Origin of the sequence: Aerosakkonema sp. BLCC-F183 (assembly GCF_041929145.1) — a bacterium.
Taxonomy (GTDB): domain Bacteria; phylum Cyanobacteriota; class Cyanobacteriia; order Cyanobacteriales; family Aerosakkonemataceae; genus Aerosakkonema.
In genome coordinates, this window is record NZ_JBHFNU010000060.1 from 1 (window position 1) to 14757 (window position 14757).

Consider the following 14757-nt stretch of genomic DNA (forward strand, 5'->3'; position numbering starts at 1 on the left):
CCCTACAGCGGTCAAATATCGTGAGATGCTGCTTCTGTACCATACTACATGGCTAATATCCTCTCTCTGCCTTACTTACGTCTCGTTTTTTTGACGGTTACTTATCCTGAGATCGAGGTCATATTCCGTGATCCTCGACACTTTGAATCAAATTTTTCAGCAGAAACCTTTTCTCTTGGGGCAGCGCTTTAGTATAGCTGATGTAGCAGTGGGGTCAGTTTTAGCTTATATCCCTATTTTGCTCAAACTTGACCTCAGCTTTTATCCAGAGGAAGTTGTCAAGTCTATAAAGCATCTGTCTATGCTTAACTTTGACAATTATCCAGGTTTATTGAGTTACATTAATCGTTTGGGAGAGCGTCCAGCTTTTCAAAAGATAATAGCTACCAGTTGGCCTTTCACTGTACAGAAGTGATTTACAGAAGTAGTTTTTAATACAACTCAAACAAGTTATCGGTTGGATAAGGCTTTATTCTTTCAAAAAATATGAAGAGCGAAAAATTAATTCCAAATGCACAAGTGAAGGCAACGAGTTTTAAGTCCCCAACTCTCTGGGCATATCTTCAACTGATGCGGCCTGCTAATATTATTACGGCTTGGGCTGATATCCTGGCTGGTTATGCTGCTTCTGGTTTTCTTCTAAGTGAGTATGGCTTGCACGCAACTCAGCAGATAACACCTACCAGTTTACTGCCACTTGTCTGGTTGCTGGTGTCCACAACAGGACTTTATGGAGGCGGAATTGTTTTCAATGATGTATTCGACACCGAAATAGATGCACAAGAGCGACCAGAACGCCCAATCCCTAGTGGACGAGCTGACCGTACTGGTGCTATTTGGCTGGGGAGTTTCCTTTTACTGATGGGGGTGATAGCAGCTTCTCAAGTCACTTTGTTAAGTTTTACCCTAGCTGCGATCGTCGCCGTAGCAGCTTTGATCTATGATGCGTTTGGCAAACACCACCCTTGGCTAGGCCCAATCAATATGGGTTGTTGTCGTGGTGGCAATCTATTACTTGGTGTAAGTGCAGTTCCAATAATGGTAGAAGAGCGGTGGTTTTTGGCTTTAATTCCTATCGGTTATATTGCTGCAATTACAGCGATTAGCCAGGGTGAAGTTCATGGGGGAAAGAAGAGTACCGGAAATATCGCTATCCTGCTTCTTGTGGCAGTAATTGCTGGAGTTTTAGTCCTGGGACTTTTGCCAAATTATCGAGTTCTAATAGCATTGCCGTTCGCTGCGTTATTAGCTGTAAGGGTATTACCATCTTTTGTGAAAGCGGCTCGCTCACCGAAACCAGACTTAATTAGAGCGGCGGTCAAAATTGGTGTACTCTCTTTGATTGTGTTAGATGCAACGGTGGCGGCTGGTTTTGCAGGTTGGGTTTATGGATTGTTAGTTTTGCTCCTGCTGCCGATTTCGGGATGGTTAGCGCAACTGTTTGCTGTGACTTGAAGAGGGTAAGTTATGACAATTTTTAGCATTCAGCCTAAAGAATCAAAGCACTCGCTGTTTCAATCTTTTCATCAATGTGTTCGTGTTACTTTCACCTATGCAGTCCACTTTACTCATGGGTTGTTCCAGTTGTCCAATCCCATACTCGCACAAGCGATCGCCGCCGATGGAGAGAGAAGCCCCAAGCAAGTAGTTGCTGTAGTGGATGCCGGATTATTGTCGCATCATCCTCAGTTACTAGAGCAATTAGCCGCCTATACCGTAGAGTATAAAGATGTCATGGCGCTGGTGGTGGAGCCGATCGTAATACCAGGCGGAGAAGCAGCTAAGAACAATCCCTCTTTAGTCGAGGAACTTCACAGGGTAATTCATAATGTTGGTTTGTGCCGTCACTCTTATGTGCTGGCGATTGGCGGTGGCGCTGTACTGGATATGGCAGGATACGCAGCAGCAACGGCTCACCGAGGGGTGAGATTAATTCGGGTACCGACAACTGTGTTGGCGCAAAATGATTCGGGTGTGGGAGTTAAGAATGGGGTTAATGCGTTTGGGAAAAAGAATTTTTTGGGTACTTTTACGCCTCCGTATGCTGTACTGAATGACTTTGCTTTCCTGACGACTTTGAGCGATCGCGATTGGCGTTCGGGTATTGCTGAAGCTGTTAAGGTAGCTTTGATTAAAGATGCAGATTTTTTTCATTTTATTGAAACACAGGCGCAAGCACTAGCCGATCGCAATATGGATGCTATGCAGCAGCTAATCTACCGTTGCGCTCGGTTACACTTAGAACATATTACCAATCGCGGCGATCCTTTTGAAATGGGTTCTTCTCGACCCCTGGATTTTGGTCACTGGGCGGCTCACAAATTGGAACAGTTAACGAATTACTCTCTACGGCATGGCGAAGCGGTGGCTATAGGCATAGCTCTGGATACTATCTATTCTTACCTGGCAGGTTTTCTCTCACAGTTAGAATGGCAGCAAGTGCTGAATCTATTACAGGCATTAGGGTTTAGTTTGTATATACCGACATTGGCTTCAGGATTAGAAAAACCAGACCATCCCCAATGTCTTTTCCGAGGGTTAACGGAGTTTCGGGAACATTTAGGTGGAGAACTAACTATTACTTTGTTGCAAGAAATTGGGCAAGGAGTTGAGGTACATCAGGTAGAAAAGCTTTTGTATGAGCAAGCTATTTTTCTGCTGGCAGAGCTTGCTAAATGAGCCTTTTCACGATCGAGGAGTGAGAATTAATCATTCTAATTTTGGTAGCAGATAATGCGATCGCAACTAATACCGTGTCATCTGTCTGAGCCATGTTTAAGTATAGCTCTAGCCATGACTTCCGCTTGGTTATAAGGCAAAAGAACCATTTTATAAGAGAGGTCTGAGAAGTATAACCCAAATCCCGCAACTGCTTTAGCCTCGTTGTCGCCCCCTGAAGTTATAGAGTTAGATTGCGATCGCTCCTTCGCCTCTGACGGCATTGTTTGGGAATAAGCGTTAAACTTTTACAATCTGTAAATTTTCTTAATATAAACAAACAAAAAAAGGGGTAAGACCCCCTTGACTGGGATCTATCTAAAGAAATATAGTTTTATTATCGAAAGCTAAAAAATAATTAGCTGGTTTCCAACTAAGCGGGAACAAGTATTACCTCTGTCAGCAGGTGTTGCATCATTACCAGGTTGAAGATAAAAAATTGAATTCTCACGCATCTACCTTTCAGAAGGCTGCGATCGCGTAGCCGCCACCTAGAGGCATCGTCGGTCAGATATGGGCCAAATATTTTAGCCACTGGCAGCAGTACCCTCGATTATCTTTATCGTTGCTGCATAAAGTGAATGGGCCACTCAACCGATGCAGAAGATGGGCTTTCACGGGCGATGCTAAAAGCTTGGGAAAAGGTGCAAAAGTATTCGGCTCTTGAAATTGCTAATTTTAAGGCTTTGCTGACGACGCTGACTCTAAATTTTTGCTTGGAGCTACGAAGTACTTCAGATCGTCAACATAAGTGGGCTTTAGTGCGATCGCCATTCTTGTACAGGGGTTCTTCCGTACTGTGCTAAAGCATTGTTTAAGTAGTCAAAAAAAACTAAAAGGTTTCCTATGAATCGTAATTCAAAATCAGAGTGGCTAGCACGACAAATTATTGGAGTAGATGGTGAGGGAAAAGATTTTATCGAAGAATATCAGCGTATTCTTGATAATGGACTACCTCCAATAAATGCAGAAAAAGTTCAATCCAAAAAAGTTTTGATTATTGGTGCGGGAATTTCTGGATTATTAGCTGGAAAACTTCTGAAAGATGCTGGCTATCAAGTTACCATTCTTGAAGCTAACGAAAATCGTGTTGGAGGCCGAATTAAAACTTTTGCTCACTCACAAATAACTTTTCATTATCAAGCTAAGAATGGACAAGCTAACAATCGACCACTAGAACAGCCGTTTAAAGATTCAAAGCAGTATGCTGAAGCGGGGGCTATGCGTATTCCCACACAGCATAAATTAGTTAAAACTTTGTTAGAAAAACTCAATCTCACAGACAAAATTCGTCCATTTTATAATGTAGATGTTGCTAAAAATAACACCAAAACAAAGATATTCCAGACTTGGTTAAAAACCAATGGTATCCTCAAACGTCGTTCCGAATACAATAATAGTAAGTGTCATGGTAAAGAAGTAGGTTTTCCGATTGATGAAAACTATAGTAGTAAAACGGCGAGCCTACTATTAGAGGAAGCGTTACAACCTTTGAAAGCTAAAGTCGATTCTAATTTGTCAATTGAAAAACGTATTGAAGGATGGAAGGAAATTATCGATCGATACGATGACTACAGTATGCACGATTACCTCAAAATAGAAGCTGGTTATCCTGAAGAAGTTATCGAATATATCGGTACACTTGAAAATCTTACGTCTCGAATGTTTTTGTCCTTCATCCAAAGCTTTATTGAGACGACTTACATCAATACAGAAGTTCAATATGTAGAGCTAGCAGGGGGAAACTGGCAATTGCCTTATGCTTTATTGCCAGAACTAAAAGAGAATATTATTTTCGATGCACGAGTCACTGAATTGTATTGGGAAGATGGCGATCTCCCAAAAGTACGGGTCAAAGTTCTCAACGAACCTCAATCTACAAACGATGTCGATGAAAAGAATCTAAAGAAATCGTTTCAAAAGCCTAAATTTCTGCACGATAATAAAGGATTAAACAGCGATAAATATGATAATTTTGATTGTGCCATTGTTGCTATCCCGTTCTCTGCTTTACGATTCGTGAAAATCCGACCTCAATTTTCTTATTATAAGCATCGAGCAATTATCGAACTGCATTACGATGCTGCTACCAAGGTTTTGCTAGAATTTAGCCAGCGCTTTTGGGAATGGGATGAGACTGAATGGAAAAAGCATTTTGGCGATGCGGAATATCGCGGTCATAACTCTTACGGTGGTGGTTCGATTACCGATACACCTAACCGCTTTATTTACTATCCCAGCCACAAAGTAGAAGGTAGTGAAGGCGGTGTTGTTTTGGCTAGTTATACTTGGTCTGACGATGCTAATCGCTGGGATTCTATTCCTGAACAAGATCGCTATCAATTTGCTCTTGATGGACTGGCAGATATCTACGGTGAAGGAATTAAGAAGTTTTTTACAGGTTCGGGTAAAAGCCAAAGCTGGATGGAAGATTTCTATGCTTTTGGTGAAGCGGCTATTTTTGCACCTGGTCAGTTAACTAACCTCCACCCCCACATTTCTTTACCAGAAGGCAACATTCATTTTGCAGGCGAACATACTTCGCTCAAGCACGCTTGGATCGAGGGAGCGATCGAATCGGCTATTCGTGTTGCTAAAGAAATACACGATAAATTAGTGGAACAAAAGGAAGGAAGTTGTTAATGAGTCAGACATTTTGCTAAAGAAATACACGACAAATTAGTGAAGCAAAAGGAAGGAAGTTGCTAATGATTCAGACATTTACCGTTGCTAAATATCTCAAATATCGTTTAGAAGAACAGGGGTTAGATCGCTTGTTTGGTGTAGCAGGAAACTACTCTGCTCCCTTGTTAGATACGATTTTGGAAGATTCTACATCACCGATTAAAATTACTGGCAATCCGAACGAAATTTGCGCGGGTTATGCTGCCGATGGATATGCACGTATGAAAGGAATTGGGGCAGTGTGCGTAACCTATGGTGTGGGAGCCTTGAGCTTACTTAATACGACTGCGGGATCTTTTGTAGAGCGCGTTCCAGTTGTCGTGATTAACGGTGCGCCCACTTTTAAAGAAAACCTCAATGAAAAAAACGCGGGACTGCTCTACTCGCACATGACAGAAAACCCGTTCAACGATTTCAATATTTTCAGTCAGGTCACGGCGGCTGCTGAGCGAATTATTGATGCTCGTCAAGCTCCCAACCAAATTGACTCGGCGATCGTCGCTTGCATTACGCGCAGTCAACCTGTTTATCTGGAAATTGCCGAAGACGTATGGCGGGTTGAGTGCCAAAAACCCTGTCCTTTAAAACTCGATCTTTTTGCAGAACTTGCCCCTGAAGCGAGGAAGTCTAACGAGCAAGCGCAGAAAGCAGCAGAAGAAACTGTAAAGTTGCTTCAAAATTTAGCAACAACTGCAAAGTCGAACTCAGAGAAGAAGTTAAAGCCCCTGCTGTGGGCTGGCATTGAGATCCAACGCAAGCGGTTGCAGCCAAAATTTCGAGAACTTATAGAAAAAGTGGAGCTTAACTTCGTTACCTCTACACTGAGTAAATCGGTACTGTCAGAAAATTGTAAGGGCTTTAAAGGCACATACACTTTAACGTTAGAAAAAATTGAAGAACTTTTGAAAGAGGATGATGCTGCTTGTTTGATCGGCATTGGTTCTTGGACGACGGGAAAAGATACAGGCAATCAAAATATCGGGAGTGATCGCACGGTACTTGCAGCTCATAACGGTGTTATCGTTGGCTCCAAATATTTCGCCTGTGTTGAATTGGGTAATTATATTCAGTGCTTAACTGAGGAGCTAGGAAAGTGTAAATCCCAAATAGAAGCTTATAACCCCAAAAATTTGGTAGGCGAACGCTCACCCAACGATAACAATAATCTGACATTCAATACTTTTGGCAATGCAATTAATGAATGGTTGCAACAAGAGAGTAATAAAAAAGAATACGTTGTCGTTGCTGATGCCGGGTTTCCATTGCTATTAGCGCAAAATTTTAAGATTTCAGAGCCAGACGGTTTTATTGCTCAGGCGGCTTGGCTAGCGATTGGATATTCAGTTCCGGCTGCTACCGGAGTTAAGTGTGCGCGACCGGATAAACGCCCAATCGTTATCGTCGGCGATGGAGCTTTTCAAGAAACCTGTCAAGCTGTTTCCAATCACAATTGCCTCGATCACAACACAGTGGTATTCGTACTAGCTAATGGCATTTACGGCATCGAACAAAAGTTGGTCAATCCTAATCCTTTTCGGCCGGATCCAATACAGTATGATAAAACAATCCTTAATGCTGTCTATTCGTACAATGAACTCCATTCCTGGAATTACGAAAAACTGGTGAACGTTTTTGGAGGTCGAGGTTGTTTCGTATCAAATTTAGATGAATTAAGTAAAGTATTAAAGGAAATAGATGAGCATCGTAAGGATAACTGGGTGGTGCATATTAAGCTCCCGAAAACTGACGTTCCTCAAGCTATAAGCAAAACTCTAAATCAGTCTGGAGAAGACGAAACTGAAAATTCAGAATGGCCTCCCAAAGCGTTGTTCTGAAATTGACTATCGCAATTTGGTGCAGAAATAGTGAAAACACTATTTAGGGCTTGCTGAATAAGGGTGCGATCGCACCCTTATTCAGCCTACAAAAGGCACCCATCTTTTTGGTCAAGGAGAATCCGATCGACTAAGAAGAGACGATGTGGCTGACTGCTGTAACAACGGCTACAAAGCTTTACTTTGCCAGTAATAAGTACTGAGTGGAAGCTCATCAGTTGTGCAGCCGCACTCTTCCTCTTCGCAGCCAGTGACTAAACTTTATTCACCCGTGCCCGCATGGGTCGATAAAAGAATTATTTTATACCAACTAACCTGATTGCGCCACTCAAGTTTTACCTTTTAAGATCTCAAGTTAAGATTGGCCTTGATTAATTAACCAAACTCTTTATTGGCTGGCATTTTCGGGGATTGTAAAATTTTTCCCTCTATAAGAGCTAAGTTGCTTAACTTGCTAAACTTTCTCTTATCTTGCTTTGGGATACTTCCTTTAACAAGTCTTTACAAAAAATATAGTGACAGCCACAAAAAAAGCGGTCATACTATGGAGTGACAACAAGCTGAAATGTAAATACCTCCTTAGTTAGATTTATGGGTGCTAGAGAAGTTGATGCAAATACCTCTTATGATAGATACCGGGATGCCGATCGGTCAAGATTGGCCAGAACCGATCGCTTTGGCAAAGGTCTATCCAGCAGCCAGAAGCGGACGGGAAGTGATTCTATCCCCAAAGGGCGATCGCTCTGCTTTCGGAGAACATAATCAGTAGCATTTACTACCCTAGTTCAATTCCACATCTCCATAGGCAAAATCAAAAGACTTATGGTTCAACAGACAGAAGAATCTCTCCAAAAGTATATAAATACACATATAGAAGAGGATTTCCAATGTCTGAAGCGCCAGATGGAAAAGGCTCTCTTGTTAAACCCCTTAATTGATGATTGTGCCGTTTTAATCAGAGAAACCCGAACCAGCCAACCTGAATTAGTTGCTTACATCGTCTCCAGTCAGACTATATCCCTAGAGCAAATCCAATCCCAACTACAGAAGACTTTACCAGAAGCTTTGCAGCCAAAAGCAGTAGTTGTAGTTTCTACCATACCTTTGACCGCTACAGGGGAAGTGGATGAAGCTGCACTGAGTAAATTAGAAGCGATCGACTCTGAGCTAATCGGCACTATAGAAGAACAACTACAATCATTACCAGAAATAGATCGCGTTGCCGTTGTAGTTGAACGACAAACTTATAATATTCCCTCTCTCCATTTAGATGACTTGCTACCCGACACGCAAGCTGGAGTGCTTGAAAGTAGCCAGACTCAGACACAAGCGATCGCACAGAGCGACAAAATAGAAAATAAGCGATCGTCAGAGCCAAAAAAGCTAGCCATCAGTCACGGAGAACCACTGCAATACTCAGACGATGCTCCCAAAACATTAGCAGAGGTACTGCAACGAGCCGCCCAACAATCAACGAAAGGTATTATCTACATTCAGCCCGATGGTACTGATAAAGTTCAATCTTACCGGGAATTATGCCAGGATGCCCAAAGAATTTTAGCTGGCTTAAAAAAGTTAGGACTTAAAGATCAAGACAAAGTAATCTTTCAATTAGAACGCAATCAAGATTTCATATCTGCTTTTTGGGGTTGCGTGCTGGGGGGCTTTGTGCCAGTACCGATATCCATAGCTCCATCCTATGAGGAAGTTAATAGTACCACAAGCAAACTTCAGAATGCTTGGCAGATGTTAGGAAAACCCCTCGTGCTGACAGGTGCTTCTTTAGCCCCTAAGATTCGTGGTTTATCAAAAGTTCTTAATTTAGAAAACTTTCAAGTTGAAACTATTGATGAGTTACGCAAGTGCGAACCAGACTTGAACTGGTATAACAGTCAACTAGAAGATTTAGCAATTTTACTTTTGACTTCTGGAAGTACGGGTACGCCTAAAGCAGTCATGCACAGTCATAGTAGTTTAATTGCACGTTGTGCTGGTACTACTGTTATGAACGGTTTTACCAGTGAGGATATCTCAGTTAATTGGTTTCCCCTAGATCATGTTGGGGGAATAATTATGTTTCACCTCCGGGATGTTTATCTAGCCTGTCAGCAAATCCATGCTCCCACAGAATTAGTTTTGCAAGAACCTACAAAATGGTTGGACTGGATTTCTTACTATCGAGCCACGATTACCTGGGCACCTAATTTTGCCTATGGGTTGCTGAACGAGCAACTAGAAAAGCTTTTAACTCAAGCGACACCCAAATGGAATTTATCTTCAATGCGATTTATTCTTAATGGAGGTGAAGCTATCGCCGCCAAAACCGCCAGAAGATTTTTGAAGTTGCTCACATCCTATCAACTACGTGATACAGCAATGCACCCAGCCTGGGGAATGTCTGAGACAGGTTCAGGAGTTACCTATTCTGAAACTTTTTTGTTAAGTTCAACTACAGATGAACAAAAATTTGTGGAACTGGGAAGCCCTATCCCAGGATTTTCTATGCGAATTGTGGATGCTAACAACCAAGTAGTTGAGGAAGAAACAATTGGAGAATTGCAAGTAAAAGGTGCATCTGTTACTTCCGGTTACTATCAAAATTACCTAGCTAACCAAGAAGCTTTTACTGAAGACGGCTGGTTTAGAACAGGTGATTTAGGATTTCTTCGAGAAGGACGTTTAACAATTACTGGGAGACAGAAAGATGTAATTATCATCAATGGATTGAACTACTACTGCCACGAAATCGAAGCGGCTGTTGAAGAAGTAGAAGGGGTAGAACGCTCTTATACAGCAGCTTGCGCTATCCGAGGTATTGGAACTAATATCGATAAATTAGCCATCTTTTTCAATCCAAAAGTTTCTGATAGCAAGGACTTAGTGAGTCTACTCAAGGAAATTCGGACTTCTCTAGTTAATAAAGTCAGAATTAATCCAGATTATCTAATTCCCGTAGATAAAGAAATTGTTCCTAAAACTACCATTGGTAAAATTCAGCGCTCTCAACTAAGCCAGCGCTTCAATGCAGGTGAGTTTAAACCGATTCTCAAACAGGTTGATATATTACTGGGCAATACTAATACCATCCCAAACTGGTTTTACCGTCAAGTATGGAAGCCTAAATCCCCCGTTACTTTTAATGCTTATGAACCTTTAATCAATCCCACTCTAGTATTTCTCGATTCGTTTGGATTGGGGACATATTTATGTCAAATTCTGTCACAGCATAACCAACCATACATAACTGTTTCATCTGGGGAAGATTTTGCCCAAATCAATCGCTCAAGCTATACAATCGCTCCAGATAAGGCAGACCACTATCAACGGTTATTCAAATCTCTGGTAGCTTCTAACATTACCATCGGGCAGATTCTTCATCTATGGACTTATGACCAGTATATTGGGGAAATTTCTAGCTTAGAAGCTCTCGAACAAGCACAAGAAGAAGGAATATACAGTTTATTGTTCTTAGTTCAAGCTCTAGCCGAAGTACAGGGTTCTGAGCATTCTATTAAATTGCTATTTATTTCCAGTCATATCCAATCCATTTTGTCTAATGATCCCATAGCTTATGAAAAATCTGCTGTTCTGGGACTGCTGAAAACCATTCCCCAAGAACTGCCTTGGTTGAACTGTCGCCACATCGATTTACCATTCGAGAATATTGAAGCAAATGGAGCTTATATTTTACAAGAACTGCAAGTATCCTCAAAAGAACGAGAGGTAGCTTACAGAAATGGGCAGCGTTTCGTTCCCCGTCTAGAAAAAGTGAATTTCTCAAGCTTTCCGAAATCTCCAATTACCTTTAAGCAAGGAGGAACTTATCTTCTCACTGGGGGACTGGGTGGTGTAGGTATTCAAATCGCTCAGTATTTATTGAAACATTACCAAGCTCGGCTTCTGCTAGTTGGAAGAACTTCTTTATCTCACAAAAGTAATTGGAATACTCATTTAGAGCAAAAGGACTCTATCTCGCAGCGCCTAAAAGCTTACCAGGAACTTCTTCTGATTGGGGGAGAGATAATTTATGAAGATGTCGATATCTGCGATGAAAAACAGTTGCTTTCAATAGTCGAAAAAGCTAAAGCAAAATGGGGTAAAAGCTTAGACGGAATAATTCATTTAGCAGGAATATTCCACGAGCAGCTTGTGGTAGAAGAGACTCAAAAAAACTTAGCAGCAGTGCTTCGACCTAAAACATTGGGAAGCTGGGTGTTACATCAATTGATAAAAGACAATCCTGACAGCATTATTATCAATTTTTCTTCCTTACATAGTTTTTTTGGAAGCACGGCTGTAGGTGGTTATGCTGCTGCCAATAGTTTTCTCAACAGCTTTTCTGATTACCAAAAATATAAAAGTGGATTGCATAGCTATTGTTTTGTTTGGAGTGCATGGGATGAGACAGGGATGAGCCAGGGTTATCACATGAAGAATCTACTGAAGAATGTACTCCGCACTAAAGGTTCTTACCCCATGTCCCCCTCCCAAGCGATTTGTTCAATGCTGGCAGGTTTACATCACAACTCTTCACAATTATTTATAGGGGTAGATGGCAGCAATCCAAACATTCAACGTTGGCAATCTGAAGCTGTTAGTCAGCATAAAATGACTGCTTATTTTACTGCTAGTAGTAGTTCAACTGCTGTTCAATTACCGGAGTTAAAGATACAAGACCGCTATGGAACTTTTTGCATCTGTAAATTAGTACAGCTGTTGGAAATGCCTCTCACTAGCAATGGTGTAGTTGATAAAGATAAGTTATTACGACAGTTTATTCATCAGGAATCAGGGGAGCGAGTAGCACCTCGCAACGAAGTAGAACGACAGGTTGCTCAAATTTGGCAGCAAGTTTTAGGCATCCCGCTTCTTAGTATTCGCGATAACTTCTTTGAATTAGGAGGAAATTCTCTTCTAGCTACACAAGTGATTTCGAGGGTACGCGACGTTTTTTCTCTTGAATTGTCTTTACACCGTTTATTTGCATCTCCTACTGTAGCTGAGTTAGCTCTTACCCTTGAGGTATTGCAAACTACATCAGGAAATGAAGACACATTTATTAATAACACAGAAGAATACGAAGAGGGGTATTTATAAAATGACAACAGTTGAATTTTTAGCTTCACTCAACAGTTTAGGCATCAAAATCTGGCTTGAAGATAACCAGCTACGCTATCGCGCTGCTAAGGGAGTAATGACAGCATCAATCAAGCAGGAACTGGTAGAGCGAAAAACAGAAATAATTAAGTTCCTAAAGGAAACTGAAAATTGTCAATTATTAAATTATGAGCCAATAATATCTATTACTAAAGATTTTGATTTACCTTTATCTTTTCCACAGCAAAGGCTGTGGTTTCTCCATCACTTAGATAGCAACAGCGCCTTTTACAATGAAAGTTTTCAAATTAGGATTATTGGGTTACTAAATGTAACAGCTTTGGAGCAAAGTCTTAATGAAATTATTCGTCGCCATGAAGCGTTGCGAACTATATTCCCTACGGTAGAGGGATTGCCCGTACAACGAATTACCCCGTGCTTAACTATCAACCTTCCAGTAGTAGATTTACAAGGTTTAAAGGAAGCGGAAGTTCAACAGATAATTACCAAAGAAGTTCGTCAACCTTTTGATTTAAGTAAACCACCCTTGTTGCGAGCCAGCCTGCTGCGTTTGGGGTCAGAATCTCACCTATTGATATTAACTATACACCACATGGTTATAGATGGCTGGTCAATGGGAATATTGATTGAAGAGTTATCTGCTCTCTATCAAGCGTTTTCTATTGGTTCTCCAACTCCATTACCAGAGTTGACTATTCAGTATGGCGATTTTACGGTTTGGCAGCGTCAAGGGTTAACTGAACAATTGCAACAAAAGCAGCTTGACTACTGGAAGCAACAGTTAGCTGATGCACCGCAATTATTAGAATTACCAACAGATTATCCGCGTCCTTCAGTTCAAAGTTTCTCTGGGGCAATTCAAACATTTCAGATTAACTCCAATTTAACCGCTAAACTTAAAAATATTAGTCAGCAATCAGGGACGACTTTGTTTGTCACTTTGCTGGCAACTTTTTCTATATTACTCCATCGTTATAGTGGTCAGGATGATATTTGTATTGGCTCACCTTTTGCTAACCGCAATCGCACGGAATTGGAATCACTGATTGGTTTTTTTGTCAATACTTTAGTGTTGCGAACTCAAATTAAAGAGAATCCTAACTTTTTAGAGTTTGTGGCTCAAGTACAGCAGGTTGTCTTAGATGCTTATGCACACCAGGATGTACCCTTTGACCAAGTAGTAGAAGCTTTACAACCAGAACGGTCTCTCAGCTACAATCCCCTGTTTCAGGTAATGTTTGTTTTGGAAAATTTCGCGCTAGATGCTGTAGAGCTACCTGGTATTACTCTGACTCCAGAGCTAGTGGAACGGGGAACGGCTCAGTGCGATTTGAGCTTGGCATTTTGGGAAACAAAAACTGGATTACAAGGTTCATGGGAATATAATACCGATCTATTTGAAGCAGATACGATCGCTCGAATGACAGGTCATTTCCAAACGTTGCTAGAAGCGATCGCAACCAATCCAAAACAACCAATTTCAGAATTGCCACTACTGACACAACAAGAACAACGCCAGCTATTAGTCGAGTGGAATAATACTACAACAGAATATCCTTTTGATAAATGTATCCATCATTTGTTTGAAGAACAGGTAGAGCGATCGCCTGACGCTGTAGCAGTGGTGTTTGAAGGGGAACAACTGACTTATCGAGAGTTGAATGCAAAAGCGAATCAGTTAGCGCATTATCTGCAAAGCCTGGGAATGAAACCAGAAGTGCTGGTGGGAATTTGTGTCGAGCGTTCTTTGGCAATGATAATCGGTTTGTTGGGCATCCTCAAAGCTGGCGGTGCTTACGTTCCACTCGACCCCAATTATCCCTCTGAGCGCTTGGCTTTCATGCTAGAAGACTCCTCAGTACCAGTGCTACTCACCCAACAGAAGCTGGTCGAGAAACTTCCTCCAAATTCGGCTCGTGTTATCTGCTTGGATTCAGACTGGGAAGAAATTGCTTTCCATAATCAAGAAAACCCTTCGAGTCCAGTGAAGCCAGAAAATTTAGCTTATGTTATCTACACATCAGGATCTACTGGAAAACCTAAAGGCGTTTTAATTGAACACAAATCGCTAGTTAATTACACGACGGCTGCGAGTGCTGAATATGCCATAATAGAACGCGATCGCATTTTACAATTCTCCTCAATTAGTTTTGATGTCAGTGCTGAGGAAATCTATACCAGCTTAGCATCAGGTGCAACACTCGTATTGCGTACCGATACGATATTGGACTCAATTGATGGATTTTTGCAGCAGTGCCAGAACTGGGAAGTAACTGTACTTGCTTTGCCGACAGCTTACTGGCATGAATTGACCGCTTTCTTGAGCCAAAGAACTCTTGCATTACCCCCTTCTTTACGTTTGGTCATTCTTGGCGGAGAAAAAGCACTGCCAGAACGACTG

General features: G+C 41.5%; 10 protein-coding genes. 9 read left to right on the forward strand and 1 reads right to left on the reverse strand.

Translation table 11 applies throughout. The features are described from left to right. Window positions 1–142 precede the first annotated feature (142 nt). The 3 genes from ACE1CD_RS17225 to ACE1CD_RS17235 all read left to right on the forward strand — a co-directional run bounded on the left by ACE1CD_RS17225 (window position 143) and on the right by ACE1CD_RS17235 (window position 2679). A complete protein-coding gene (locus ACE1CD_RS17225) occupies window positions 143–415 on the forward strand; it encodes a glutathione S-transferase family protein (protein WP_374795707.1) in 273 nt (90 codons plus the stop codon). A gap of 71 nt (window positions 416–486) precedes the next feature. Further along, on the forward strand, window positions 487–1455 hold the full coding sequence (gene eboC, locus ACE1CD_RS17230; RefSeq protein WP_374795708.1) for a UbiA-like protein EboC: 969 nt from the start codon (window positions 487–489) through the stop codon (window positions 1453–1455). A 12-nt stretch (window positions 1456–1467) separates the two neighbouring features. Continuing rightward, window positions 1468–2679 (forward strand): 3-dehydroquinate synthase, encoded by a 1212-nt coding sequence (locus ACE1CD_RS17235; RefSeq protein WP_374795709.1) that lies wholly within the window; start codon window positions 1468–1470, stop codon window positions 2677–2679. Between the two features lie 412 nt (window positions 2680–3091). Here ACE1CD_RS17235 and ACE1CD_RS17240 read toward each other — a convergent pair whose 3' ends face one another. After that, a complete protein-coding gene (locus tag ACE1CD_RS17240) occupies window positions 3092–3253 on the reverse strand; it encodes a hypothetical protein (protein WP_374795710.1) in 162 nt (53 codons plus the stop codon). 46 nt (window positions 3254–3299) lie between these two features. Between ACE1CD_RS17240 and ACE1CD_RS17245 the strand changes: the two genes are divergently transcribed. The 6 genes from ACE1CD_RS17245 to ACE1CD_RS17270 all read left to right on the forward strand — a co-directional run. Next, window positions 3300–3524 (forward strand): hypothetical protein, encoded by a 225-nt coding sequence (locus ACE1CD_RS17245; protein ID WP_374795711.1) that lies wholly within the window; start codon window positions 3300–3302, stop codon window positions 3522–3524. Window positions 3525–3564: 40 nt separating this feature from the next. Beyond that, window positions 3565–5361 carry a flavin monoamine oxidase family protein gene (locus tag ACE1CD_RS17250; RefSeq protein ID WP_374795712.1) on the forward strand — a complete coding sequence of 599 codons (1797 nt, stop codon included), beginning with the start codon at window positions 3565–3567 and terminating at the stop codon, window positions 5359–5361. A 65-nt stretch (window positions 5362–5426) separates the two neighbouring features. Next, complete coding sequence (locus tag ACE1CD_RS17255) at window positions 5427–7238, forward strand: alpha-keto acid decarboxylase family protein (protein ID WP_374795713.1); 1812 nt, start codon at window positions 5427–5429, stop codon at window positions 7236–7238. A 610-nt stretch (window positions 7239–7848) separates the two neighbouring features. Next, window positions 7849–8007, forward strand: coding sequence for a hypothetical protein (locus ACE1CD_RS17260; protein ID WP_374795714.1), 159 nt, complete (start codon window positions 7849–7851; stop codon window positions 8005–8007). A 53-nt stretch (window positions 8008–8060) separates the two neighbouring features. Further along, the gene (locus ACE1CD_RS17265; protein WP_374795715.1) at window positions 8061–12335 is read left to right on the forward strand and encodes an SDR family NAD(P)-dependent oxidoreductase; all 4275 of its coding nucleotides are present in this window, start codon (window positions 8061–8063) and stop codon (window positions 12333–12335) included. Window position 12336: 1 nt separating this feature from the next. Then, window positions 12337–14757, forward strand: a 2421-nt coding sequence (locus ACE1CD_RS17270; protein ID WP_374795716.1) for a condensation domain-containing protein, incomplete at its 3' end; no start/stop codon positions are given.

Bases quoted from the DNA above. Each gene is read 5' to 3' on its own strand.
- ACE1CD_RS17245 (WP_374795711.1), top strand. From the start codon at position 3,300: ATGGGCCACTCAACCGATGCAGAAGATGGGCTTTCACGGGCGATGCTA.
- eboC (WP_374795708.1), top strand. From the start codon at position 487: ATGAAGAGCGAAAAATTAATTCCAAATGCACAAGTGAAGGCAACGAGT.
- ACE1CD_RS17235 (WP_374795709.1), top strand. From the start codon at position 1,468: ATGACAATTTTTAGCATTCAGCCTAAAGAATCAAAGCACTCGCTGTTT.
- ACE1CD_RS17250 (WP_374795712.1), top strand. From the start codon at position 3,565: ATGAATCGTAATTCAAAATCAGAGTGGCTAGCACGACAAATTATTGGA.
- ACE1CD_RS17260 (WP_374795714.1), top strand. From the start codon at position 7,849: ATGCAAATACCTCTTATGATAGATACCGGGATGCCGATCGGTCAAGAT.
- ACE1CD_RS17255 (WP_374795713.1), top strand. From the start codon at position 5,427: ATGATTCAGACATTTACCGTTGCTAAATATCTCAAATATCGTTTAGAA.
- ACE1CD_RS17265 (WP_374795715.1), top strand. From the start codon at position 8,061: ATGGTTCAACAGACAGAAGAATCTCTCCAAAAGTATATAAATACACAT.